Genomic DNA, 24739 nt, shown 5'->3' with positions numbered 1-24739 from the left:
CTTCTGTTGTTATAAACCTGTTATACCGAATTCCAGTTTTAACAGCGACTGGAAGTTCTTAATCACTTTAAAAATCTCTTTCAGGGTAATTTGTTCAACCTGCGTTAATTTTGCCGGCTCAATAAAATTCGTAGGTTCAAGGTAATCGTGAATAATATTCTTTGCCTGAGCCTTTAAACGTAACCCCATCAGATAATAGTAGGCCTGGCTAAACTCCCTGTAATTATCCTGGTTCAGGATTCCTTTTTCCCGCAATGCCTGCAAACGCTCACCAGTATTGGTCTTATTAATTCCGTTTCGCAAACAAAGCATCCGTGCCAGGTCAACTATCGGCGTCATCGCTTTCTTAATATCAACAACCTTCCGCTCATTATCCTCAAAAGTCCGGATAGTATTGAATAATGTAATAGGCGGTTCGTACAAAAGAGCATTGTTTGCCATACTCCAATAGAACTTAGAACTGGCCTTTTCAAGCAACGCATTCACATGTAAGAATAGCCCGGTGAGCAATTCCGGTTCACCATGAATAAACCGGCAATCAAAAAACGTGGTTACATTAATAGCAGACTGCTTTCCAGCCTGATTGATCCACTCTTCGTAATTCCTTTTCCAATGCGATAATGAATGTGTCCAGTCAGGATTTTTTGCCATGTATCCACCTTTGCAAAAGCTAAAACCAATCCGGTCGAGCCGTTCAGAGACCAATGTGGCAAAGTGCAAAAAGTACTCCCGAACTTCTTCCCTGTGTTCATTGGCTTTGTCTTCGTATATAATGGCATTGTCCTGATCTGTCAATAACGTTTGTTCCTTGCGGCCTTCACTTCCCAGTACAAAAAAAGCAAATTTTGCAGGTGGCTCAGGAACAACCTTCAGCACACCCTCGATGACACGGTGCAGTATTGAATCGGAAATGGTAGTCACAATCTGGTTCACCACTGCGGCATTCACCCCACGTCCCAAAAGCTGATTCACAATTTCCGGTACCTGATCCCATTTTTCTTTCAGATCCTTAACAGACCACGCAGATTTAACAGACTGAATAAACAATAAAGGAGACTGTGCGTGTTCTGACAACAAACGGTGACGGTCGAGTACACCAACATGATCACCGGTTCGCACCAAAATATAGTTAATTTTTTCACGGAACATGGTCAGGATTGCCTCATAAACCAGAGTTTCACCTGACATTTCTACAACAGGTGTTTCCATAATTGCTTCTACAAAACCATCCGGAGAGAAATTTTCAGCCAGCCCTTTCTCAATGATGCTTCTATGTGTTACAAAACCGAGATAACGACCTTTTTCCTCCACGAACAGACATGGTACATTGTTCTGCTTCATTATTTTAGCTGCATCACGTAAGGAGGTATAGGGTGCACAAAAAACCACGTCGCGGGATTCAAACGCATTCAGTCTGCGGCTGTAGATCTGATCAGCATCCAGAAAATTTCCTTCCCTGGTATTATGTCGTCTGACAAAATGAGCATATTCATCGTTCAGGACTTTTTGCGCAAAAAGGGTTGTAAAATAGTTAAAGAAGCTACTGAAACTCCGGCATACTTCCTTAAATTCAACCTTATCCATAAAAAGAATCCGTGTTCCCTTTTTAGCAACCACCGTACGGATAGAAACTTTTTTATTCAGCAAAACTGAGCCACCGCCAAACACATAGCCGGTTTTATATACTTCATCCAGGCGCTGAACATTATTGCTGTCGTAAAAAAATGCATCGTATTGCCCCTCCACAATAATATCAATACCTTCCAGTTTGGTCTCATCCTGACGGTATATCAATGTTTCCTTAGTATAATACTTCTCTTCCATCAGTTCGGCCACATGCTCCAGAACCTCTTCGGGCAGTAAATCGAATGGCCGGGTCTGCCTTAAAAAATCTATCCGCTCTTCTTTCGTCATCCTTTTTTACATTACATATTTTAAAATCAACACAATGGCCGTCACAACAATCAGCCACAACAGGATATTCGCTATCCGTAGGGCAACAACATTCCGTTTTAATCCAATCTTTTGTACCTGATCCGAAATTACCTGATCCGTTATTATACCCCGTTTCTGAAGTTCAAAAAAACAGGACGCTGTAGTTTCTGCATCGTTCAGTGCATTATGAGGATTCTGTTGATTTTTATTGAATAATTTTCGGTATAGATCCTGCAATCTCAGGTATTGCGATCCTGAAGGAGCCAAACCTGCATCATGTGTAAGCTGCATGGTACAAAATGTTTTTAAGCGATCCGGATCATGCTGCACTCCTGACCTGTGAAATCCAACGTCCAGCATTTTACGGTCAAATTCAAGGAAATGGCCAACCACCAAAGGCTGATAAAATTCAAAATCCGCTGCCAATAGCTCTACAACCTCTTTACGGTCTTCGCCTATTTTCTCAAGCTTTTTTAAAGTGATCCCATGAATTCTACGGGATGATTTTTTAATCCTGATCCTTCCGGGTTTAATGTAGTGATTTTCGCTTTTAACTTTTTTACCAACTTCGTCATAAATCACCCAACTGATCTGCAGAATATAAGGCCACTTTTTTTCAAACAGAACCGGGTTATCCCAGTGCTTAGGAACGCCTGATGTCTCTGTATCTAAAAAAAGGATGTATTTCATAAATGGCAGCCCTCAATTCCGGATCAATACAAAATTGGTAAAATAAATTGACTAATGTACTGATTACTAAAAATCATTCTTAATTTTAATTATTTAAATATAATTTCATAAATTTACTTTTAATTATCATGTATTTTAAAACTATATATTTTAATTATCATGTATTTAAGAAAACAAATATTTGAAGAATCAGAAAATGAAAGTTTATTTCTTTGGGGTGCCAGACAAACTGGTAAAAGCACATTATTAAAATCTTTGTTTAACGATTCATTATGGTTTGACCTTCTAAAAACCGATATATTTGAACAGTTAAACCGAAAGCCTTCACAACTTAGAGAAATTATTTTGGCAACCCAACCACAAAAACCAATAATTATTGATGAGATACAAAAAATCCCTGCACTACTTAACGAAATCCATTGGCTTATAGAAAATAACCATAATATTTTTATTTTGAGTGGCTCCAGTCCAAGGAAAATTATTCGTAGCGAATCCAATCTACTCGGAGGAAGAGCTTTGCGTTACGAATTATTCCCGCTAACAAGTGCAGAAATACCAGATTTCGATTTAAAAAGGGCATTAAATAATGGTCTGCTCCCAAGACATTATCTATCTAACAATCCTAAGAAATTGATATCTGCATATATTGGGAATTATCTAAAGGAGGAAATAATAGCGGAAGCACGAATAAGAAACGCCTCTCTTTTTTCATTGTTCCTGGAAATGGCGGCCTTCTCAAACGGAGAAATAATTAACTATTCAAATATTGCTTCAGAATGTGGTGTAAGTGCTCCAACAGTCAGGGAATATTTTCAGATACTAATCGATACATTAACCGGAAGATTTCTTCCTTCCTTTCAAAAAAAACCAAAAAGAAGAGTAATACAAGCTCCAAAATTTTATTTTTTCGATATCGGAATTGTTAACTATTTATTGAAACGCGGTGAAATTGAAATTGGAAGCGAAGCTTTCGGGCATGCGTTTGAACACTTTATTTACCAGGAAATTACTGCCCACAGTCATTATAGTGGACTAAATTATCCTGTTCGTTATTGGCGTACAGCTTCACAAATTGAGGTAGACTTTATTTTAGGAGACCATGAAACAGCCATTGAAGTGAAATCAACCCGCAACGCCATTCCACGCCATGCAAAAGGGTTACAGCATTTTGCAGAAGAATATACTGTAAAAAATCAAATATTAATTACTAATGATACATATCCTCGTAAAATGGGGGACTGCCTGGTTTTACCATGGCAAATTTTTCTACAAAAATTATGGGCAGGAGAAATAATATCCTAAACATTTTGTATAGCATACTTACCCTAATGCAAAAACTTATACAAGTTACCGATATGGAAGTTATCAATTTTCGTATAGATTGCTTCTTTCAGACCTTTTGCAAAAATAAAGGAATCTCTATCTTTAACCAGAACAAAACAACCACTGCCGGAAGATTACCAACAGTGGCTGAATTGTTTGTTATAGCAAGAATTAAACAGATATCAGAACATCTGCGAACTATATTTATTGTTTAACTTTTCCAAAATTTTAAACTTTGGAAAAGCTCATTATCCGTTTCAACCCGCACCCCTCAATCCCCTAGGGGGATGTCATACACATACAGATGATTAATTGTCTCCTTTTTGAGGAGTCAGATGTCCTACTTGTTAGAGAGTCTTTACCGACAAATAGAAATGATGCTTAAACTTATATCGTAACACGATAATTTACTTCGCTTTGCTCATAATCGAACAATGCGGTTGATAAGTAGCGTTCTCCTGTATCGGGTAGCAAAATAACAATCGTTTTTCCTCTACTTTCAGGTCTGGATGCAATTTCAAGGCCTGCAGCAAGCGCTCCTCCTGATGAAATACCAACCAGAATCCCTTCATTTACGCCGAGCTTTCGGGCCGCATCTATTGCATCATCCTCGTTGACCCGAACAATTTCATCGTAAATTTCTGTATTTAGAATCTCAGGTACAAAACCGGCACCAATACCCTGTATTTTATGTGGCCCCGGATCTCCACCTGACAGTACAGGTGATTTTTCAGGCTCAACAGCCACGATTTTCACATCGCCTTTTTTACTTTTCAGAACTTCACCCACTCCGGTTATGGTTCCACCGGTTCCAATTCCTGCCACAAACACATCCACATCTCCTTTTGTATCTTCCCAAATCTCCCGAGCAGTTGTCTGACGATGTATATCAGGATTCGCCGTGTTCTTAAACTGTTGAGGAATAAAAGTTTTATCATATTTCTCTGCCAGTTCAAAAGAACGTGATATGGCACCTTTCATACCTCCCTCTTTTGGCGTCAGTTCAAGTTCTGCACCTAAGGCTTTTAGAATTTTTCGTCGTTCAATACTCATGCTTTCCGGCATGGTAAGGATCAAACGATATCCTTTTGAAGCACTGACCAAAGCCAGTCCGATACCGGTATTCCCGCTGGTTGGTTCAATGATAACGGTATCTTTATCCAACAATCCATCTTTCTCTGCCTGCTCTATCATATTTTTAGCGATCCTGTCTTTCACTGAACTACCCGGATTAAAGGCTTCCAGCTTAACCAATACATTTACACCTTCCGGTGCTAGTTTATTGAGTTTTACCAATGGTGTTTTACCAATTGTTTCTGTGATATTATTATAAATCATGATACTATATTTTAGTTTGAATAAGCAACTTTACGATTAAGGTTCAGATGTAAAGGTGTTGGGTTAGTAAGGTTATCATTTACCGGACAGCGTTGCTTAATAACCTTTACCCAATGATCCAGCTCTTCTTCGGAAGCTACAGTTACCGGTTCAAAATCCACTACTATGTTTTTGAAGCCTGCTCTGTCTTCCGTTTCATTACCGAATAATTTATCAGGATTCAGATTCCCGCTTACACTGATCTTCAATCCCTGCAGCACAATACCCAGTTCCTTTGCTGTAAGGTGAGCCACCACATTTAAACAACCTGCATAGCTTGCCAACAGATATTCCACCGGATTAGCTCCTTTATCTTCACCACCCAACGCAGGTGGCTCATCCACTACAATACTAAAATCCCTTGCAACTGCATTCAGGCGTGTTGCTGTTTCAGAACTCCCGTTAACTTTAAAATTTAAATCTGCCATTTTATTGAAATTAAAAACTTAAAAACGAAAAAAGCCCCCCGCAACTTGCGGAGGGCTTTCATATCTAACACTATTTATTTCTACTTCATATCAGACAATGAGATTTCCTTCCGCAAGGTTTTGCAGAACATCATACAACAACACATCATATTGGTATGGAAATATCTCATTTATCCTACTAATTTTATAGGGTACAAATTAAACCTATTTAGATTTAATTGACAAAATAAAATAACGCCTTTTTACAAATTAATTCTCAGAGCTCACCTGAAATATCTGACAACCAGCTCTCTATGCGTCTGTTTGTCAACTCGGGTTCGGAGTCTTCATCAATAGCCAAACCGACGAATTTGTCATCTACTATGGCTTTTGATTCATTAAAAGCATACCCATCTGTTGAAGTTTCACCAATAATCTGCAGTCCGGCAGCTTCCAGCTTTTTCTTCATATACATCATGTCGTCCACAAAGTTATCGGGATAAAGTACCTGATTACCCAGTCCTAAAAGCGCACCTTTTTTACCATCAAGGCGGATATTTTTTTGCTCCATATCTGCAAAGAAAGGTCTCCAGTCCATTTCTGTTTCTTTATTACTCCAGTAATCGGCACCAACAGTTGAACCACCGAAAATATAAGCATCAAAATCATTCAACTGCTCTGTTGTCATATCTTCCACACAGATAAAAGACACTGAAAAACCAGTAAGCTTCTCGTTGATGATGTTGGCAACATGTTCAACGCTACCACCTTTAGGCCAATAAATTAATGCAAGTTTTTTCATTTGTACTTTTTTAGATACAAGACACAAGAATCAAGACACAAGACGACTTATCAAATAACGTCTGAGAGTATATTCCTGATATCATATAATAGTTTTAATAATTCAGTAAATATCGGTTTTTATGATTAAAAAACAATAGGATAAGTGCAGTTGTTCAACAGCTATTTTATACCTGTTTTAGTTTACCCGCAATGTTACATAAAAAACAAATGGCGTAGCCATATAGACTACGCCAAACTTTGATTTTTTGTGATCAGATTAACACGAAATTATCCAAACACTTTTTAGTTTATAATAATTTTCTCTGTTTTTGTAAAGCCGCTACCGGAAATCTGAACAAGTAAAATACCTGTATTAAATGCAGAGAGATCATATGTAGAAGTTCCTTTCTGTGTATCATGGTAAAGAACCTTTCCTGTGATATCGATTATTTGTATTTTATAAGCTTCTTTTAAATCCATTTCAATTTTCAACATATTATTATAGCACGTCATGTGAATCATTTCATCCTTCCCACTATAATTTAAACCGTCATAAACCTGGGTGGATTGAATATTTGATCGTATTTCAACCTGATCAAGATTTACTGATTTAAGTCCGGAATTACACTCATTTGCGTAATTATCCGCAACAATGGCATAATATAAATCACCCAATGGAGGATTATGATCCGTATAGGAGTACACATTACCTGCTACATCTGCAATTTTAAACAGGTTATCCTGTGCAGATCCCCTGTAAATGCTATAGGTTCCTATGTCAACTCCTTCGTATGCCGTCCAAAGAAGGTTCCATGTTGAATTTAATCCTTTATTTAGCATCAGATGAATTGTCTTATGTAATGCACTCAGCGGTGTTTCGTAATCACACGTATTATCAAAAACTGAAATCTTGTACTGATATGGTTGTGTTGTACAATCTGATGTTTCATCTGTAAACTGAGAGACTGAAGCATCCACTGCCCCGATCTTCACATAATTGTTAATCTGGGATGTTCCTCTGTAAATATATACAGAATCGATACTTTCATCACTAACGGCGGACCAGAAAGGAATAGCCCGATTGTCTGAATTTACACTCACTCCACATAAAGATTTGGTCTCAGGCAATTTTAAAATATCAATGGCATAAGTAGAGTCAACACTTTCACATCCTTCTGTTTGTACAATTAATATAAAAGTATGACTTCCCTCTGTGTTCCATTTTACCTCATATGGTCCAGATCCACTTCCCGACTGTACAACCCCATTACCAAATACCCACATAAAATCTGCAGACAAATCTGCCTCCCCTTTAAATTCAATTTTAACACCTTCGTTCTGACATGCAACTGTTTCATAATCCAAAGTAAGCACTGGTGTCATTTTAACGGTAACAGAAAGATTCAAGGAGTCTACTACATTTAAGCTATTGTCATAAAGTATGGCCCATAAATGGTAATTTGTTGCATTTTGAAACCTAATGTCAAAAAATCCATTTTGATTTTTTAATGCTTCAATTTGTCCATCACAAAACCACTTAATACTATCCACATTATCATAATAATGCTCGATGTGATATTGAGCCAACACTCCTTTGCCGCAAACCGTTCTTGGGCCTAAAATCTTGACTGGCTTCACATAAAAACTGTCAATATCAGCCCAATCTGAACCATGTAAGGTATTATTTATAGATCTAACTGACCAGTACATCCAACCGGTATCGGCAACATTAGTTTGGTATCTGTAGCCCGGCGTATTAAGGTAAGCTTTAGATGGTAATCTGGCAGAGTTAGAAGTATTTTGAACTGATATTAAATTTGCTAATCTGTTATAGTCTTTGTTTATTTTAATCTCATTCCTCAGAATACGCATAAAACCCGGATTATTTTCCTCCCATGAAAAGGTAAAAAGATTATCCGTTTCACTGTATTCAGCTATAAGAGAAGTAGGCTTATTGGTTTTTTCAAAAGGATCTGCAATCATATTTGCTAAGTAAATATGATTTGACAATATTGCATCAGTATAATTATCATTATTTAAATCTACTATTCTGAGATCATTATTATATGATGGTGAATAAGTAAAAAGAGGTTCTTTATTTTCCAGTACCTTATGAATACTTATTTCATCCCATGTCAGCTCTGAAGAACTGCTGGCTAAATATGTTTTCACTCCATCATATTTCTTAACACTGTAAATAAGATCAAAGGAATTATTAAAATTGAAGCCGCAAAAGAACCAACTAAAATTTTCAAAATCTTCATCCAGAACAATCTCTGTTACAACAATTTCTTTACGATACAACGAAGAATAATATTTAAAAATTACATGATCAGCATATTCAATCCAAATTTTATCCAAAGTACCATCATTGTCTGCATCTAAATAAATCACATCATCAATATCATAGTCCCTTTCAAAAATCTGATAGCGAAACTTTAGGACAGAATCACTTTTTTCATCTACCGACATTAAGTATAATGTTCCATCATTTGAAACAATACTTTCATAGTATAGATTTACTCCCCCTAGATTTCCCGGATTATAAAATTTATTATTTCTAAAACTTAGTTTTGGCCAATTCTTAATAATTTTAGGCTCCTTGAATACGGAACCATTAAAAACAAATATTTTATCACCTGAAACAATATCCAGATCATTATCTTTATCCACATCCATAAAAACAAAGCGGTCAGTTATAGTTTCACCATCAGCCATTCCAGAGTCCCAAACAAAAGCCTCAGTGAAGTTATGGCCTTCATTATTTTTATATACATAAATGTACTCCTTTTGATCTGAGGCATAAAACATAACCAACATATCCGTATAGGTATCTGCATCATAGTCTCCGGCCATTATATATATTTCTTCAGGATTCACATAATGAATGTCCAAACTATTCAATAATGTGAAATTTGCAGAATTATCATTAGAAAATACAGAAAGTTTGCCCGCACTCCAATCGCAAGCAATAATATCAATTGATCCGTTATTATCAAAATCAAAAACCTCTAAACGTGTACTATCATTTTGAGGGATGCCTGTACCAGTAAGCTCTGTAAACAGATTTTCTTCCTGAGCTTTTAACAACGATCCTGATAACAGAATTAAAAAAGCAAATAATAATCTTTTCATGGTCATAAGTTTTTAAATTCAACAAAACAATACTGCTAATTTAGAAATAATGTTTTAAACTAAGTCAGTCAGGAGATCATAAAATCAGTATTTCTACAATTAACACTATATCAAACCTCTTGACCACAACCAAATATAAAAATGGCGTAGCCAAAGACTACGCCAAACTGTGATTGGAACGAGGGTTTCACTCAAGTGAAGCCCTCGTTAACGATTAAATTATTTATATTCCGCAATAATATCGGCTACCATTTCGGGAGCAACGCGGCCATAGGTCTTTTCTCCTACCATAACAACCGGTGCCAGTCCACAGGCGCCTACACAACGCAGGCAACTCAGCGAAAATTCGCCATCGGTTGTCACCTCACCCACTTCAATACTCAGTTGCTTTTTAAATTCATCCAGTACATTTTCTGCACCACGAACATAGCACGCTGTTCCGGTACAGATTGAGATTGGATTTTTACCCTTAGGTACCATGGTGAAGAAGGAGTAAAAGGTCACAACACCATAGACCTTGGCCACTGACATTTTCAGTTCTGCAGCGATCAATTCCTGAACCTCTGCAGGTAAATAGCCGAAGTGTTCCTGGGTTTTGTGCAATACATTTATCAGTTCACCTTTATCGTTTCTGAATTCCGCACAAATCTTTTTGATGAATTCAGTATCCTGTTTCTTAAGTTTTATTGTGATGTTATCTGCCATGATTCATGCTTTATTCGTTAACTTCTTCCTGAAATTTCACCTGTCTGTCAAAATAATTGGTATGCAACAGATGATGCGCTTTTTCACTCATAGGCTCACCCAGAAATTCTTCATACAGTTTAATGATGTACGGATTCTGGTGTGATTTACGGATTGGTTTTCCGGCATCCTCACGGTAAATAGCTTCCACCCGTTTTTTAAGAATAGAACTTTTTCCATGATGCAAGGGTTGACCACCTCCCCCGATACAACCGCCGGGACAGGACATTATTTCTATGGCATGATAGACGCATTTCCCGGTCTGAATGCATTCAAGCAATTTCCGTGCATTTCCAAGTCCGTGAGCGATACCGATATGAATGGGCGTGCCATCAAAATCGATGGTTGCCTGACGGAAACCTTCCATACCGCGCAGTTGTTTGAAGTCCACTTTTTCAAGTTCCTTGCCTGTATAAAGTTCGTAAGCTGTACGCACGGCCGCTTCAATAACACCTCCCGTTGCACCAAAGATAACAGCGGCACCGGATGAGTCACCCATTGGGCGGTCGAAATCTTTTTTCGGCAGTGATTTGAATTCTACATTCGCCCGTTTCACCAGATTGGCCAGCTCGCGGGTCGATAAAACATAGTTTACGTCAGGATCATTTTTTACTTTAAATTCATCACGCTGACGCTCATATTTTTTAGCCAGGCAGGGCATGATGGAAACCACAATCAGTTTTTCTCTTTGTATACCCAGTTTATCCGCAAAATAGGTTTTTGCAATTGAACCGAACATCTGTTGCGGTGACCTTGCTGTAGATGGAATATCGATCAAATCGGGGAACTGCTTTTCGAAGAAATTTACCCAGGCCGGACAACAGGACGTCAGGATCGGCAATTTAACCGATTCATCGCCTTTCAGATGTTTTTCCAAACGGGATAACAGCTCCGTTCCTTCTTCCATAATGGTCAGGTCGGCAGCAAAGTCGGTATCAAATACATAATCGAATCCCAGCTCTTTTAACGCTGAAACCATCTGGCCGGTCACCAGTGTACCGGCCTCATAACCAAACTCTTCTCCAAGGGCTGCTCTAACTGCTGGTGCTGTCTGAACAATGACTGTTTTATCCGGATCAGCCAGTGCCCGGATGACTTCATTCGTATGGTTAACCTCGGTCAATGCTCCGGTTGGACACACAGCCACACACTGCCCGCAATAGGTACAAACGGAATCCTTGAGGTCCATTTCGAACGCCGGTGAAACTACGGCATTAAACCCACGGTTAATACCGGATAAAGCACCTACAGTCTGAACCTCATTACACATGGTTTCGCACCGGCGACACATGATACATTTGTCCATATCGCGGATGATGGACGGAGAAAAGTCCTCACGGTACGTGGATTGTTCCCCCTGGTACCGGATCTCACGCACATCGAAACGGTGTGCCATGGATTGCAGGTCGCAGTTACCGGATTTAGGACAAATAAGACAGTCAGCAGGGTGATCGGACAACAACAGTTCCATCACGGTACGGCGTGCATTTAAAACACGCATGCTGTTGGTTCTTACGATCATACCTTCTGCTACATCCGTTGCACACGACGGTGCCAGATTACGGCGTCCGTCCACCTCTACCACACAAATACGGCAACCGGCAGGTTTGTTTTCAATGCCCATATCATCCAGCTTCATGTGACAAAGCGTGGGAATATCTATTCCAACAGAACGGGCAGCTTCCAGAATAGTGGTTCCTTTTTCGACCACTACTTTATGTTTATCGATGGTTAACGATACTATTTTTTTAGATTCCACAGTTCTTCTATTTTAATATTACGGCATTAAACTTACACTTGTCCACACACGCACCACATTTTATACATGTTTCCTGGTTTATGGTATGCAACATCTTCTTTTCTCCAGTTATGGCACCAACCGGACAGGCTCTTGCACAAGCCGTACAGCCCACACACTCCTCTTCGGTGATGTAATACTTCATTAATGCCTTACACGTTCCGGCGGCACATTTATGCTCTTCTACATGTTGAATATATTCATCCCAGAAGTTTTCCATGGTTGACAAAACCGGATTCGGCGACGTCTGCCCCAAACCGCACAGTGATGTATCTTTGATAACACTGCAAAGGTTTTTAAGGATATCAAGATCTTTCCGGGTGGCTTTTCCTTCCGTAATTTTTGTCAGTATCTCATGTAAACGTTTGTTTCCGACACGACAAGGCGCACATTTTCCACAAGATTCTTCCACGGTAAATTCAAGGAAGAACTTTGCCATGGACACCATACAGTCGGTTTCATCCATTACAATCATACCGCCCGATCCCATCATGGAACCGGCTGCAACCAGGTTATCAAAGTCAATGGCCGTCTCCAGGTGATTTTCCGTTAAACAACCTCCCGAGGGACCACCGGTCTGAACCGCTTTAAATTTCTTACCACCTTTGATTCCGCCTCCAATATCGTAAATGACTTCACGTAAGGTAATCCCCATTGGAACCTCAATCAACCCAACATTGTTGATCTTTCCGGCCAGGGCAAACACCTTGGTTCCCTTGCTTTTATCTGTACCAATCTTATTGAACCAATCCGCTCCTTTTAAGAATATTACCGGAATATTAGCCAGTGTTTCCACATTGTTCACGTTGGTCGGTTTATTCATATAACCGCTTTCTGCCGGAAACGGAGGCTTCAGTGTTGGTTCACCACGCTTCCCTTCCATAGAATGGATCAATGCTGTTTCCTCACCGCAAACAAATGCTCCGGCACCATAACGCAGTTCAATGTCGAACGCAAAACCGGTTCCGAAAATATCGTTGCCCAACAAGCCGTATTCTCTTGCCTGATCCAGGGCTATTTTAAGTCGTTTGATCGCTAACGGATATTCCGCACGGATGTATACCAGACCTTTACTGGCTCCGATGCAGTAACCACAAATAGCCATAGCTTCAATCACGGAATGCGGATCACCCTCCAGGATGGACCGGTCCATAAATGCGCCAGGGTCACCTTCATCGGCATTACACACCACATATTTCTGATCCGCCTTGTTTTTACGGGCAATATCCCATTTGATACCTGTGGGAAAACCACCTCCTCCACGTCCGCGGATTCCACTCTCAATAACCTCCAGAATAGCCTGTTCAGGAGATAATTCTGTCAGCACTTTCCCCAGTGCCACATAAGCATCTCTGGCAATGGATTCGTCTATGTTTTCAGGATTTACAAAACCACAGTTTCTAAGCGCGATACGCAACTGCTTTTTATAGAAATCCATTTTTTGTGTATCGCTTACGGACTCTTTTTTCTTTGGGTCAGTATAAAGCAGACGTTTTACCTTACGTCCTTTCACCAGGTGTTCCTTTACAATCTCGTCCACATCCTCCGGCGTCACCTGCACGTAGAAGGTATTATCCGGCATGATCTTAACAATGGGGCCTTTTTCACAAAAGCCGAAACAACCCGTACCTACAACCTGTGCTTCTTCAGCCAGGCCGTTTTCCTGTATAGCGGTTTTGAGGTTCTGAATGATCTCATCACTTCGTGATGCCTTACACCCGGTACCTGCACAAACCAGTATGTCAAATTTTGTATCTGTCATTCCGGGTCCTCCTATTCCTGAATATTTTTATACGAAACCGGAATAACGCCATCCACAAGCTGACCACCTTTAATGTAGGTTTCTATGATATCATCAGCCTTCGACATATCCACATGTCCGAATACGACCGGTTCCTTCCCCGGGATGGTTACTTCAACGGTAGGCTCAGCATAGCAATAGCCCATACAACCGGTCTGGGTTACTACAGCATCAATCTGGCGCTTTTTCAGAGCTGAGATGAAAAAGTTCATCGTTTCACGTGCTCCTGAAGCAATGCCACAGGTTGCCATTGCGACTTTTACCTGCACTACCTTTTCAGGATTCAGCCCTTTTTCCCTCATATCCATCTTGTTCTGAAGGTTTTCCCTGAGCTTTTTTAAATCATCGAGAGTTTTAACTTTTGTCATAGCTAACTGACAGTTTTTTTAAGATTGTTAGATAATTATTTTAGTTCTTTTATGTTATTCTTCACTATTTCTTTTAAGCCCATTACCACATCAAGGTCGTTTATCGGCAGTCCTTCAAAAAGCTGCTTTACTTCCCTTGTATCGAATATAAAATCGCCCTTTTCAGACGTGTAAGTCATGATAAAGTCTACCTCAGGATACCCCGTCGCAATATTGACAAACACATCATCTATTTCACCTTCGGGCGGACGATCGATGTGTGACAAGCCAAACGTTGCCTTTAGTTCGGTTCCTTTGCCCGGTACACTTTTTATGTCTACAGTGCCTCCACTAATCTCACAGTTCTGCACCAAAAGCGGTATGCCCAACCCTACTTTCCTTGTTTTACGCGTTGTATAAAACGGATTCGTCAGATTTTTCACTATGTCAGCATCCATTCCAATGCCGTCATCCTTAATCTCCAGTACAAGTGTATCCCTGGTTATATCCTTTTCCAGCGAAATATAAACCAGTGTAGCTTTTGCCCGCACTGAGTTTTCGGTTATATCAAGTATATGTGATGCAATGTCTTTCACACCTGAAATCCTACCTGTTCATCTTCATATTCAAACCCAATCACATGACGTCCTTTCTCATTTCTCAAGGCCTTTTTCAGCTCCCTGAATGTAGGTTTTTTAGCTTTTATCAGAGTCACTGCCCGGCCAATATCGTTCACCCGGTGTGCATCGGAAGAGGTCAGTAAAACATGATCAGCACTTTCCGGATATTTCCTTTTCAGTACGTTATCTTTCGTATTGTAGGAAAACTCCAGTGCATCCACTTTCAATCCCTGTGGCATTATCCCCAGCTGAGCATACAGTCCGTATGCCTGACGATCCACGTGTGCCGGGATAAACAATCCTCCCAAACTGTGAACCTTCGTTTCCACATCCTCAATACTTTGATCAATGGCCGATAAAAGCAGCCGTTTCTCATTATGAATAATGTGTTCTTCTGCATCTACTGCCACCTGAAAACCAAACACATGTTCCTTATTTTTTATATCTGGCAAATGCTCATCCAGGTAAACCTGAAACTCACCTGCCAGTTCCTTGTTTTGAAACAGACACAGCACATGAACATCTTCACGTGTTGTAACCTCCGCACCGTACAAGACTTTAATTCCAATCTGCTTTCCCATTTCCCTGATCACGCCCGCCTGTCTGGTGGAGTTATGATCAGTAATCGCAATGATATCAAGTCCTCTGACCTGTGCTTCTGAAATTATATTGGCAGGACTCATCTCCAGTTCACCACATGGTGAAAGTACCGAATGAATATGGAGATCAATCCTTAGTGTTTTCATTTTATAGTATCAGGTATCAAGTATCAAGTATCAGGAATCAAGATTATCGCATGTCTTGCGTCTTGATACTTGTGTCTTGTTTCTTTATTTAATCAGCTTGTATAATTTTCCACTCAGCGGAAATACTTCTTCGGTTGATCCCAGAACCGGCAAACCTTCCTCTTTAGCAAAATGCAGCATTTCTTCATCCGGTTCTATTCCCTTTGCCAGAATAACCGCAGCCACTTCCCTTAAGGTGGCAATAGCCACCACGTTTTTATGATTTTGTATGGTGATCCAAACAGAATCTTCTTCTACATTTCCCATGACGTCCGATAACAAATCGGATACATATCCGCCGTTAACCGGATTATCAAGATTTTCTTCTCCTGCATAAACAGAGAGATTCAATGCTTTCTTTATATCAGATATTTTCATTTTTGGCTCCTTTTTTCGTACAGTCTTTGTCCAGTCTTGATTTTCCCCAGACTTTTTCAATAATCTTAATGGCATGATCCGGGCTCAGCTTTTTATGTTTTTCCATTTGGCGTTGCATGAAAATACAGTGAGAAAGATTGGCTGTCCTGTTTACAATATCTTCTGCCAGGGCACGACAGGTAGGCGCACCACAGGCTCCACAATCAATCCCAGGCAGATAACACATCAGATCTCTGGCCCGCTGCATTTTTTTCATGGCTTTTACCATGTCTGCATCAAGCACAATGCTTCGGGGCTCAATGGGTTGATTCAGAAAGATTCGCTCAGTGAGATAATCCGCCTTGTCATCAAAATTTCTTACCGTTGGACCATTTTTTTCCTGAAAACGATCACGATGTTCCTTCACCCTGTTATTGAGCCTTTCCACAATTAAAAACCTGTTATCACAATTCAGAATACCTCCGGCACACGATTCGTCGCACATGCGTAATTCCAGAAAGTTAACACTGTTCATCTCATCATTTTCCACTTTTTCGAGAAAGGCGTTCGTATTACGTATCCCATCGATAGATAATGAGCGACCATGAATATGTTTAGCTTCACCATTGGTCAAAGGCCATCGAATAGAGATATCATCCAGGATATTTTCCTCTACTTCATCCGGTATGGGTGGATTTTCGGTTTTTATTATCTTAACCAGTTTATTGTAGACCGTATTAATATTTATGACGCCGTCTATCTGTGATTTTTCTTCTCCAACAGGACTTTTAATAGCAGCTATTTTAGCGGCACAAGGCGTAAGGTAAAAAATACCGATTTTATGTTTTTCATTTCCTTCTTCATGAAGCTTTTCACGGTAATACTCTGCAGCAATATCAGCAGGTGCTTTCAAATGAATAATATTGTCAACCAAAGACGGAAATTTCACCTGAATAGTTCTGACCACTGCCGGACAAAAAGATGAAATTAAAGGCTTAACGTCTGACTTTTCCACCTGTTTATTAATCTGGTCACGCAAAAGGTTCACTCCGGCTTCAATACCATAAATATGTGTGAAGCCAATATTCTTCATTAGTTTTCGGACAAGTTTTGGAGGAACAGCTGAAGGAAATTGTCCGTAAAAAACGGAAGGGATTAATGCAACACGGCAGTCGAACTGCATCATAGTCTCCATGTCATCGTGCACCACAGAATATGCATCTACCGGACAAACCCTGAAGCATTCGCCGCAATCCACGCAGCGTTCTGCACTCAGATGAGCCTTTCCGTTAACAATACGAATAGCTTCAGTCGGACAGGCTTTCATACAATGTGCACAGCCAATACATTTGTTATAATCTATTTCTATGGCATGAAAAAATCCTTTCACCTGATATAATTTGTTAATTCCAGTGTTGTTCCTACACCTACTTCAGAATTTATTTTCAGTTCATCCACATTTTCCTGAATGTTCGGCAAGCCCATTCCGGCACCAAAACCCATTTCCCGCACTGCCTTTGATGCCGTGGAAAAACCTTTGGTCATAGCCAGTGGAATATCCGGTATACCGGGTCCCTCATCCTGCAAAACAAGCTTTATCACATCCGGATCGATATCCACTTTAATTGCCCCTTTATGGGCATGCGCTGCAATATTTACTTCGGCTTCGTATAAGGCAATAACAGTACGTTTAATTATTTTATGATCCACACCAAGCTGCTTGAGGATTTTCTTCACCTCACTCGAAGCTTTCCCTGCCTGTGTAAAATCACCTCCTGTTACCTTAAACTCAAAGTGCATCCTTCTAATATATTGGTTCCAATCCTGCCTTATATAACATTCCCACTGCCCTGAACATTGATTTGGTAGAAGACAACAGAACCATGTTGTTTTCTTTGGCCAGCTCACACATTTCTGGTGTCACTGCTTTGTTACGGACAAAAATTATCTGTGATATATCTGCCATTTCTGCGGTTCTGATGGTTTGCAGATTAGCCAGACCTGTTATAAGAATCATATTGTCTGTATCCAGCGTCAACACATCGCTCATCATATCAGATGCAAATCCAAACCGGACCTCCCTGTTTAACATATCACCACCACACACCACCCTGGCATCCAGCACTTCTATAACATCAGATAATTTCATCAAATTTCAATCCTTTTAAACAACATCAACATACACCCGATGCAAATTTTCCGCAAAGATATGTGAAAAAATCATGACGATAACACACTAAAAGTCAGGTATTAGCAATTCATAATGCTTCTAAATTACAGAAATATTTCTTTAATGCAGAATATCAATATATTGAGTATACAATTAGAGGTATGTGAATAAGTATGCTATGTATCAGGAATGGCTTACAGCCCTTAGTTTTTAAAAATCAGAACATAAAAACCTAATCGATAATGATGTCATATTTGTCCAACAAACCGGTAATACTGTCCACTGAGAACTTTGCATTTTTAATGTTGTTTTCTTCCGGGTCAATGATAAAATTGAACGATTTTTTCAGATCTGCCTTTTGAAGGTTGGTCCGGTCGAATAATGCATTAGAGAGATTACAGTCGCGAATAATAATGCCTGACAGATCCGCTTCAGAAAAATCAGTTTCAATCAGATTACAGGTATAGAAAGAACTATTCTTAAGGTTCATCCCATGAAATGACGTCAGATTTAAAATACACCTCTGGAATGTCATTGCCAAAGCAAATGGATTGCAGACTTCAAACCGAACACCCAACAATTTACATCCGGTAAACTTTATGCTTTTTAAACCCGTATTGTCAAGCTTCACTGCAGTCATATCACAGTTAAGAAACTCACACTCCATAAAATTATAATCTGTCAGATCCTGTTTTGAAAGAATACAATTCTGAAACGTGCAGTTTTCATAATCGCCAGGTTCCAGAATTTCATCGTTAAAGTTAACACCGCTGTAATCTGTATCTTCAATCAAAGGTTTACTCATTCCCAAAATATTTTAATTCAAATTTAAGAATCTTCGTTTAAAAAAGAATGATCCCAGAGAAAAAACAGTAAATGTCTTCATAAATCTCTCAGAATGTGCTGAAAGACATTATGAAGTTATGTAATACCCTCTTTAAAGGATGGATAGCAGACATAATTACATTTTTTATAATAACTTAAATTACATGCAATTTTTATCGTAAATTTATTATAACGACAGGTAAATATACAAAACTATGTATAAGCTACTTTTATTAAGTATTTTAATAGTTGTTTCTTTCTCATGTGAAAAGGCTGAAAACAGGATAGAAGTTAAAGCATATATAAGTGATGCCCTGACCTACGAAAAAATAAAACATGCTAAGATACAGCTCCTTGAATGGCGCTATTCGTGGTTTACAGAAAGCCATTACTCTATTATAAAAGATTCTGTCTTTTCAAATGACGATGGACATTTTATTCTTCATTACAGTCCGGTAAAAGATTATGAATATTCTTTATCTGTTACCAAAGATTCTTACTTTCAAGATAATGGTAGTTTACCCCTGCCTTACCAGGACGTCAATCTTGTTCTATTTCCCCATGGTTACATTAAAACACATATAATTAATAAAATTGATTCCGCTAAATGGTTAGAAATTAATTTCACCCCCATATTTAATGATCAAGTTATATTCAGAAGTGGGTTTATTAATAACCAGATATTCTGCAAAGCATTTAAGGATACATCATTTATTACAAAAACTATTGGAGGAGTTAGTAACAATTTAAAAATTCTCATTAATTATACGGACTATATTCCGAACGAACAGATCATAGTAGATTCATCTATTCTGACAACAGTATTTGATACGGTAGATTTTGAAGTTATCCTTTCAAAATAGTTTTCTGATATATCGAAATTAGCACTTTAGTATCCAGGGAATCTCTGAAAACAAGGTTACAATCATTACCTGTTCTGAAAAATAGTTATTGGCAAAAAGTATAACGGAATTATTTTAAATCCAAGTTTCGATACCAAACCTGCCGTAATAAATTGCTCAACAGTGGAATCAAAAAACTCTTCTGGCGAACAGTACGTAGTTTTACGTCCCAAAATAGCAGCCAATCCGGCCTGATATTGAAACCTGAATAAGGATTTAACCTTGAACCTGCCTATCATCATTCTCATACTATTCATAACTTCAGTATTTTTTTAAAAATAAATCCATACTATAGATAAACCCACTTTTCAACATGTTCAACTCTAAACCACCTACCATTCCAGCTATATTATAAATTCCTAACGTAGGATTTATTGCATAACCATAAATTTTATTTTTACCTGTCACTTTGCAGAATTTATCATTAAAATAAAAACAACACTTGTTAAAAATGTTAATCCCGACTTTTAATTTGTATGATACCTTTCATCTTTATTAGATGTCTTACTTCATAAATAAGGGGAACTGTAACTATTTCTTTACATCCATCACCTATTGCAATCCTATTGAAAGCCCCAGATTAATAACTGTTAGGTTTATTTTTGTTTCCGGGAATACAGAAGTATGGGTTTCTGGTGTACTTGTAGCAATACCGGTTCTATGCTCTTTTATGTATGGCCCGACAATGGACCCCGGTGTCCAACTGAATTTAATCTTTAGTGCTAAAAACCATTTTTCCTTGTTCAACATATGATAAGAATACGCAAGGTAGCCCCCAAATTTATTATAACTATATTCAGGGTTATCCGTCACACTGGTTTCCTTTACATCATGCTTAAAATAAGAAGGACCAGCATAAAAATGATGTAGCTGATTAATTGTTCGATATGTATAACATACAGATAACGACCACAACTCACTTTTTAAAAACAAGTAATTTCCTATACCAATATCTTCCCATCCATTAACCTCAACATTATCTGCCATTCCACCATTTATGGTGATTCCTCCCTTTTCGGAAAAAAAATAAGCGGCCTCTAAATCAAATACAGGAACTTTTGTTGTATTAGGATGTTTTGTTGGACCACCAAACCAACCACCAGGTGATGTATCATCAAAACCGGAAGCTATCATTTCTGATACCAAGCTACTTTTTGCACCTAACATTGAACCACCCACAAATAAGGAAATATTAAATTTGTTATGTATTTCCTGGGTGTACCCATTAAATGCAAATAACCAAGTACTTATAACAGCAATTATTCTGTACATTATTTTCTTTAACGACATATCTGTTATAATTTTATTTTAGAATAATGTAATCAATTTAACAGGTAACCGAGGACTTCTTTAACTCATATAAATTTTTTACAACAATGAGTTATCCGGAGAGATTGTAAAACTCTATTTTTATCTAGAATAATTATACATAATTAACAAAATTTCAAATAATAAGCAACTTAAGGGCAAACTATTTGCTGATTAAACTCTTGAAATTATTATTAATATGGCTTTATTTGTGAATTAAACAATGATCAGTACTGTAAAGATCATATAAGTTAGTGTAGCATCAATCCCGGTTACATTTTTGTAAAAAGCAGAATTCGTCATGATTAGCGACTTAAGCACAATTATGTAAAAAATTAATAAACTACACTGATTATATCAAATTAATATGCTCACATTAACACAACCTGAACTATCAAAACTTCCGAATGTCTATTTCTTTAACTTCATGTAGACTTTAGAGAAAGTTGGTTGTGCCAGGATCCATGGCACCTCAGACAACAAGGTTACAAACATAACCCTTTCTGAAAAATAGTTGTTGGCAAACAATATGATAAGTCCGTTATTCATAACTCCAAACAGTAGTGCATTCGACCAGCGCTCTTTTTTATTGGCTGCAGGCATAACATAGCCGGTTAAATACCGGATCACAAATACGGAGGTCAGCATTAAAAGCAATGGAATTGTATCCCACTGAAACAGATGCTGGCTTAAAAATGCATGATTATGTGCAATAACGATGGCTATAAAAAAGGACATATTGATGCTGCCAACCGTTCCAGAATAACGCATAAACCGATCAGATAAACCCGAAAAATATTTACGGAAAACATAGGCCAGAAGTGCTGGAGGAAAAACTATTTTGGCCAGAAAAAGAATCATATCCAATCCTGATATCTCCATGCTTATTCCAAACATAAGCTTTACCAGAAGAGGTAAAACAAACGGTATTAATGAGGAGGATATGACCACATAAACAACGGCCCAGAGCACATTCAAACCCACGAAACTGGCAATCAAGGGAGTCAGCATACCTCCGCAGGCAGCCATAATCAGGAATAGTCCTGTCCGGGTTTCGACATTCAGAAATGGAGTAATAAAATAAAGTAATACGGGTAATACCACCAGGTTCAGAAAAGTAAAAAGGATGAGTTTGCCCCAGTTGGATTTCAAATGAACTGCTTCTTCAAAGTCTATGCGTAAGCAACCCAAAAAGAACGAAAACATCAACAGTTTATCTGTAATACTGGTTCCCCAGCTGAACAGGTCTGGTACTAAAAAACCAATAACCGAGAATAACAGCATCCAGAATCCGAAATTCTGCTCTATTTTTTTAAAGATATTTTTGCCCATACAAAAGATTCGGGCATAAAGGTACAATTATGTATGATATAAAACAGAGAACCTTAATTTTGTTGCTGTGAGAGCCAACTTGTCTTATCACATAAAATTAATCCGCAATTTGATGCAACCAAATCTTATTTATTCACATCATTATCAATGATGTATTGAAATTAATGCTATAATTCCAACTTAAAACTGATATTATGAAATACGGTGTTTTAGTACTTATGTTTCTTATCACCATGCTTTATGCATGCGAGGAAAATGGATTCGATAATAATGGATCAGATTCAGGCAGTGCCGTCCAGGGCAATATTGTTGGAAAAGTGTTACAAACTGACAGCAAGGCAAAGGTAGTCGTCAGTCAGGTTAACGGGATTGATTCCACTGAGATTAATCCGGTTGACGGTTCATTTGAAATAAAAAATTTACCCGTTGGAAACTACGATTTAACCGTTAATGCAGATATGTTCCGTAAATACAACCTTCATAATGTAAATGTTCTGGCATCAGGAAATACGTATGTTGGCGAAATTGACCTCTCAACGGTACCTGACCTCATCTCATCTCACTATCCCGAAGATAAGTCTGAAATTATCTATAATAACCAGTATTCACGTCTGACAATCTCCATAATTTTTACACAGCCCATGGATCGTGAAAGTGTTGAAAAGGCGTTCTCTACAACTCCCTCAACAGACGGAATATTTCATTGGGGACAATACTCAACAGCTCCTAACCGTATATACTACAGCAACGATGCAACGAACTGGGGATATGATGCCGGTTCAACAATTACCACATACAGTAAAATTACAGCTTTTAGCTACCAGGTCAGTCAAAAAGACAGTTATGTGGATACTACCTATGCCGTCACATTATCTACTGAAGCTCAGGACACATCCGGAAATCATTTGCGCTTTCCTCTTGAATTCAGTTTTAGTACCATCCAGTCCGAGAGTACACAAAATGCTATACTCAGCAGTCCCAGTAATGGTGATAACGAGGTGGACCTCATAATGACCCAGGGAATTCAGATTTCATTTCCACGGAATATGGATCAGGTTTCAACTGAACAGGCACTTACCGTTTCCCCTGAATCAGATGCCATACTCATATGGCCGGCACAAAACCATTTAACCATTTATACGGGAGGCGTTTTACATGCCGAAACAACATACGATATTACTATTGGCGCTTCGGCTAAAGATGCTGATGGGATTGAACTCGGCAATCCGTTTCAGTTTTCTTTTAATACTTCACCTGTAAGAGTTACAAACACTTCTCCCCAAAATGGTGAAGTTTTTGTATCGGAATCCACGGCGATATATTTTTATTTCAACACCTATATGCAGAAATCAACGGTGCAAAATGCCATTAGTATCTCACCCTCTGTTTCGGGCACATTGGATTGGTACGGTAATTCAAAAACGACCATGAGATTCGACCCAAATCAGGATTTGCAGCATAACAAAAAATATACGATCACAATTGGAACAGAAGCAAAAGACCTGTACGGAACGGCTCTGAATGAACCATATACATTTTCATTTATTGTAAGACCGGAGTAAGATCACAGAAGGAATTATTTTACATTAGTTTCACAGGGATCCACACTTCCTCTTCTGAATCGGGACTATTGTTGCTGTATTTTGGACCCAAAACTTCAAAATGCGGCCGGTCATCAAGCATATATTCTGAATTTGGCAACCACTCGCGGAAGATATAATCAAAAAATGGCTGAGCCTTTGCAGGTAAACCCTTGTAAATAAATACAGCATAGGCTCCTTCCTGTAACTTAAAAGTGACCATGCCTTCAGGAATATTCACTAAACGGCTGACTTCCCGAAGTGTCCATTTTCTGAATATCCTTTTGGGATTAAAGGTTTCAAAAAATCCCGGTTCATAAATCTGAAGCGAAATCAGATCATTATTTAATGTGTTTTCAATCCCACTCTGTCTTGGCATGAAAGATCTCCAAAGTTCATGTGTTTTATTATCTGCATAGGACATTTCCATGGTCATGCCAATGAACATTTTTTCTTTTATAGTAACTATTTCAGGGTTCATATGGGTTAACTTAGCAACCGGATCATAATAAAATCTGTA

24 protein-coding genes are annotated in these 24739 nt (G+C 38.6%); 3 read left to right on the top strand and 21 right to left on the bottom strand.

Annotation, left to right across the window (positions count from 1 at the left end; genetic code table 11):
• Positions 1 to 9: 9 nt before the first annotated feature.
• Both ACE1ET_RS05960 and ACE1ET_RS05955 read right to left on the bottom strand, forming a co-directional pair.
• Positions 10 to 1914 (bottom strand): DUF294 nucleotidyltransferase-like domain-containing protein, encoded by a 1905-nt coding sequence (locus ACE1ET_RS05960; protein ID WP_375727451.1) that lies wholly within the window; start codon positions 1912 to 1914, stop codon positions 10 to 12.
• A gap of 6 nt (positions 1915 to 1920) precedes the next feature.
• The gene (locus ACE1ET_RS05955; RefSeq protein ID WP_375727450.1) at positions 1921 to 2625 is read right to left on the bottom strand and encodes a 3'-5' exonuclease; all 705 of its coding nucleotides are present in this window, start codon (positions 2623 to 2625) and stop codon (positions 1921 to 1923) included.
• Between the two features lie 159 nt (positions 2626 to 2784).
• Between ACE1ET_RS05955 and ACE1ET_RS05950 the strand changes: the two genes are divergently transcribed.
• A complete protein-coding gene (locus tag ACE1ET_RS05950; RefSeq protein WP_375727449.1) occupies positions 2785 to 3927 on the top strand; it encodes an ATP-binding protein in 1143 nt (380 codons plus the stop codon).
• A 408-nt stretch (positions 3928 to 4335) separates the two neighbouring features.
• On the opposite strand, the gene cysK is transcribed toward ACE1ET_RS05950, so the two are convergent.
• From cysK to ACE1ET_RS05875, 15 genes are all read right to left on the bottom strand, one after another.
• Positions 4336 to 5286 carry a cysteine synthase A gene (cysK, locus tag ACE1ET_RS05945; RefSeq protein WP_375727448.1) on the bottom strand — a complete coding sequence of 317 codons (951 nt, stop codon included), beginning with the start codon at positions 5284 to 5286 and terminating at the stop codon, positions 4336 to 4338.
• Positions 5287 to 5297: 11 nt separating this feature from the next.
• Positions 5298 to 5753, bottom strand: a complete 456-nt coding sequence (locus tag ACE1ET_RS05940; protein WP_375727447.1) for an OsmC family protein — start codon at positions 5751 to 5753, stop codon at positions 5298 to 5300.
• Between the two features lie 256 nt (positions 5754 to 6009).
• On the bottom strand, positions 6010 to 6534 hold the full coding sequence (locus ACE1ET_RS05935) for a flavodoxin domain-containing protein (protein WP_375727446.1): 525 nt from the start codon (positions 6532 to 6534) through the stop codon (positions 6010 to 6012).
• A gap of 284 nt (positions 6535 to 6818) precedes the next feature.
• Positions 6819 to 9650, bottom strand: coding sequence for a T9SS type A sorting domain-containing protein (locus tag ACE1ET_RS05930; protein WP_375727445.1), 2832 nt, complete (start codon positions 9648 to 9650; stop codon positions 6819 to 6821).
• Positions 9651 to 9869: 219 nt separating this feature from the next.
• Positions 9870 to 10355 carry an NADH-quinone oxidoreductase subunit NuoE gene (gene nuoE / locus ACE1ET_RS05925; RefSeq protein WP_375727444.1) on the bottom strand — a complete coding sequence of 162 codons (486 nt, stop codon included), beginning with the start codon at positions 10353 to 10355 and terminating at the stop codon, positions 9870 to 9872.
• A 10-nt stretch (positions 10356 to 10365) separates the two neighbouring features.
• The gene (locus ACE1ET_RS05920; RefSeq protein ID WP_375727443.1) at positions 10366 to 12153 is read right to left on the bottom strand and encodes an NADH-dependent [FeFe] hydrogenase, group A6; all 1788 of its coding nucleotides are present in this window, start codon (positions 12151 to 12153) and stop codon (positions 10366 to 10368) included.
• A gap of 7 nt (positions 12154 to 12160) precedes the next feature.
• On the bottom strand, positions 12161 to 13954 hold the full coding sequence (locus tag ACE1ET_RS05915) for an NADH-ubiquinone oxidoreductase-F iron-sulfur binding region domain-containing protein (protein ID WP_375727442.1): 1794 nt from the start codon (positions 13952 to 13954) through the stop codon (positions 12161 to 12163).
• 11 nt (positions 13955 to 13965) lie between these two features.
• The gene (locus tag ACE1ET_RS05910) at positions 13966 to 14361 is read right to left on the bottom strand and encodes a (2Fe-2S) ferredoxin domain-containing protein (protein WP_375722282.1); all 396 of its coding nucleotides are present in this window, start codon (positions 14359 to 14361) and stop codon (positions 13966 to 13968) included.
• 35 nt (positions 14362 to 14396) lie between these two features.
• The gene (locus ACE1ET_RS05905; RefSeq protein WP_375727441.1) at positions 14397 to 14936 is read right to left on the bottom strand and encodes an ATP-binding protein; all 540 of its coding nucleotides are present in this window, start codon (positions 14934 to 14936) and stop codon (positions 14397 to 14399) included.
• Positions 14933 to 15706 carry a PHP domain-containing protein gene (locus ACE1ET_RS05900; protein ID WP_375727440.1) on the bottom strand — a complete coding sequence of 258 codons (774 nt, stop codon included), beginning with the start codon at positions 15704 to 15706 and terminating at the stop codon, positions 14933 to 14935. The genes ACE1ET_RS05905 and ACE1ET_RS05900 overlap by 4 nt, the downstream gene beginning before the upstream one ends.
• An 84-nt stretch (positions 15707 to 15790) precedes the next feature.
• Complete coding sequence (locus tag ACE1ET_RS05895; RefSeq protein ID WP_375727439.1) at positions 15791 to 16123, bottom strand: DRTGG domain-containing protein; 333 nt, start codon at positions 16121 to 16123, stop codon at positions 15791 to 15793.
• Positions 16110 to 17492, bottom strand: coding sequence for a [Fe-Fe] hydrogenase large subunit C-terminal domain-containing protein (locus ACE1ET_RS05890; protein ID WP_375727438.1), 1383 nt, complete (start codon positions 17490 to 17492; stop codon positions 16110 to 16112). The genes ACE1ET_RS05895 and ACE1ET_RS05890 overlap by 14 nt, the downstream gene beginning before the upstream one ends.
• Entirely contained in the window at positions 17489 to 17902 is a 414-nt protein-coding gene (locus tag ACE1ET_RS05885; protein ID WP_375727437.1) for an ATP-binding protein, read from the bottom strand. The genes ACE1ET_RS05890 and ACE1ET_RS05885 overlap by 4 nt, the downstream gene beginning before the upstream one ends.
• A 4-nt stretch (positions 17903 to 17906) precedes the next feature.
• A complete protein-coding gene (locus ACE1ET_RS05880; RefSeq protein ID WP_375727436.1) occupies positions 17907 to 18251 on the bottom strand; it encodes a DRTGG domain-containing protein in 345 nt (114 codons plus the stop codon).
• A 253-nt stretch (positions 18252 to 18504) separates the two neighbouring features.
• Positions 18505 to 19077 (bottom strand): pentapeptide repeat-containing protein, encoded by a 573-nt coding sequence (locus ACE1ET_RS05875; RefSeq protein ID WP_375727435.1) that lies wholly within the window; start codon positions 19075 to 19077, stop codon positions 18505 to 18507.
• 235 nt (positions 19078 to 19312) lie between these two features.
• On the opposite strand from ACE1ET_RS05875, the gene ACE1ET_RS05870 reads away from it, so the two are divergent.
• The gene (locus ACE1ET_RS05870; protein WP_375727434.1) at positions 19313 to 19960 is read left to right on the top strand and encodes a hypothetical protein; all 648 of its coding nucleotides are present in this window, start codon (positions 19313 to 19315) and stop codon (positions 19958 to 19960) included.
• Positions 19961 to 20025: 65 nt separating this feature from the next.
• On the opposite strand, the gene ACE1ET_RS05865 is transcribed toward ACE1ET_RS05870, so the two are convergent.
• From ACE1ET_RS05865 to ACE1ET_RS05855, 3 genes are all read right to left on the bottom strand, one after another.
• The gene (locus ACE1ET_RS05865; protein ID WP_375727433.1) at positions 20026 to 20256 is read right to left on the bottom strand and encodes a hypothetical protein; all 231 of its coding nucleotides are present in this window, start codon (positions 20254 to 20256) and stop codon (positions 20026 to 20028) included.
• Between the two features lie 295 nt (positions 20257 to 20551).
• On the bottom strand, positions 20552 to 21271 hold the full coding sequence (locus tag ACE1ET_RS05860) for a hypothetical protein (RefSeq protein ID WP_375727432.1): 720 nt from the start codon (positions 21269 to 21271) through the stop codon (positions 20552 to 20554).
• Between the two features lie 447 nt (positions 21272 to 21718).
• Positions 21719 to 22639: a bile acid:sodium symporter family protein gene (locus tag ACE1ET_RS05855; protein WP_375727431.1), complete on the bottom strand. Its 921-nt coding sequence runs from the start codon at positions 22637 to 22639 to the stop codon at positions 21719 to 21721.
• A 194-nt stretch (positions 22640 to 22833) separates the two neighbouring features.
• Between ACE1ET_RS05855 and ACE1ET_RS05850 the strand changes: the two genes are divergently transcribed.
• On the top strand, positions 22834 to 24201 hold the full coding sequence (locus ACE1ET_RS05850) for an Ig-like domain-containing protein (RefSeq protein WP_375727430.1): 1368 nt from the start codon (positions 22834 to 22836) through the stop codon (positions 24199 to 24201).
• Positions 24202 to 24220: 19 nt separating this feature from the next.
• On the opposite strand, the gene ACE1ET_RS05845 is transcribed toward ACE1ET_RS05850, so the two are convergent.
• Positions 24221 to 24700, bottom strand: coding sequence for a GyrI-like domain-containing protein (locus ACE1ET_RS05845; RefSeq protein ID WP_375727429.1), 480 nt, complete (start codon positions 24698 to 24700; stop codon positions 24221 to 24223).
• Positions 24701 to 24739: the final 39 nt, after the last annotated feature.

It is taken from the genome of Quyinboa mangrovi (assembly GCF_042219825.1).
Classification (GTDB): domain Bacteria; phylum Bacteroidota; class Bacteroidia; order Bacteroidales; family UBA5342; genus JBHJHP01.
Note: the sequence above shows the minus strand (reverse complement) of the source record. Positions and strands in the feature narration are given on the sequence as shown.

Coding starts and splice junctions, on each gene's coding strand:
- ACE1ET_RS05960 (WP_375727451.1), bottom strand. CDS start 1,914: ATGACGAAAGAAGAGCGGATAGATTTTTTAAGGCAGACCCGGCCATTC.
- ACE1ET_RS05955 (WP_375727450.1), bottom strand. CDS start 2,625: ATGAAATACATCCTTTTTTTAGATACAGAGACATCAGGCGTTCCTAAG.
- ACE1ET_RS05950 (WP_375727449.1), top strand. CDS start 2,785: ATGTATTTAAGAAAACAAATATTTGAAGAATCAGAAAATGAAAGTTTA.
- cysK (WP_375727448.1), bottom strand. CDS start 5,286: ATGATTTATAATAATATCACAGAAACAATTGGTAAAACACCATTGGTA.
- ACE1ET_RS05940 (WP_375727447.1), bottom strand. CDS start 5,753: ATGGCAGATTTAAATTTTAAAGTTAACGGGAGTTCTGAAACAGCAACA.
- ACE1ET_RS05935 (WP_375727446.1), bottom strand. CDS start 6,534: ATGAAAAAACTTGCATTAATTTATTGGCCTAAAGGTGGTAGCGTTGAA.
- ACE1ET_RS05930 (WP_375727445.1), bottom strand. CDS start 9,650: ATGAAAAGATTATTATTTGCTTTTTTAATTCTGTTATCAGGATCGTTG.
- nuoE (WP_375727444.1), bottom strand. CDS start 10,355: ATGGCAGATAACATCACAATAAAACTTAAGAAACAGGATACTGAATTC.
- ACE1ET_RS05915 (WP_375727442.1), bottom strand. CDS start 13,954: ATGACAGATACAAAATTTGACATACTGGTTTGTGCAGGTACCGGGTGT.
- ACE1ET_RS05910 (WP_375722282.1), bottom strand. CDS start 14,361: ATGACAAAAGTTAAAACTCTCGATGATTTAAAAAAGCTCAGGGAAAAC.
- ACE1ET_RS05900 (WP_375727440.1), bottom strand. CDS start 15,706: ATGAAAACACTAAGGATTGATCTCCATATTCATTCGGTACTTTCACCA.
- ACE1ET_RS05895 (WP_375727439.1), bottom strand. CDS start 16,123: ATGAAAATATCTGATATAAAGAAAGCATTGAATCTCTCTGTTTATGCA.
- ACE1ET_RS05885 (WP_375727437.1), bottom strand. CDS start 17,902: ATGCACTTTGAGTTTAAGGTAACAGGAGGTGATTTTACACAGGCAGGG.
- ACE1ET_RS05880 (WP_375727436.1), bottom strand. CDS start 18,251: ATGAAATTATCTGATGTTATAGAAGTGCTGGATGCCAGGGTGGTGTGT.
- ACE1ET_RS05875 (WP_375727435.1), bottom strand. CDS start 19,077: ATGAGTAAACCTTTGATTGAAGATACAGATTACAGCGGTGTTAACTTT.
- ACE1ET_RS05870 (WP_375727434.1), top strand. CDS start 19,313: ATGTATAAGCTACTTTTATTAAGTATTTTAATAGTTGTTTCTTTCTCA.
- ACE1ET_RS05865 (WP_375727433.1), bottom strand. CDS start 20,256: ATGAATAGTATGAGAATGATGATAGGCAGGTTCAAGGTTAAATCCTTA.
- ACE1ET_RS05860 (WP_375727432.1), bottom strand. CDS start 21,271: ATGTACAGAATAATTGCTGTTATAAGTACTTGGTTATTTGCATTTAAT.
- ACE1ET_RS05855 (WP_375727431.1), bottom strand. CDS start 22,639: ATGGGCAAAAATATCTTTAAAAAAATAGAGCAGAATTTCGGATTCTGG.
- ACE1ET_RS05850 (WP_375727430.1), top strand. CDS start 22,834: ATGAAATACGGTGTTTTAGTACTTATGTTTCTTATCACCATGCTTTAT.
- ACE1ET_RS05845 (WP_375727429.1), bottom strand. CDS start 24,700: ATGAACCCTGAAATAGTTACTATAAAAGAAAAAATGTTCATTGGCATG.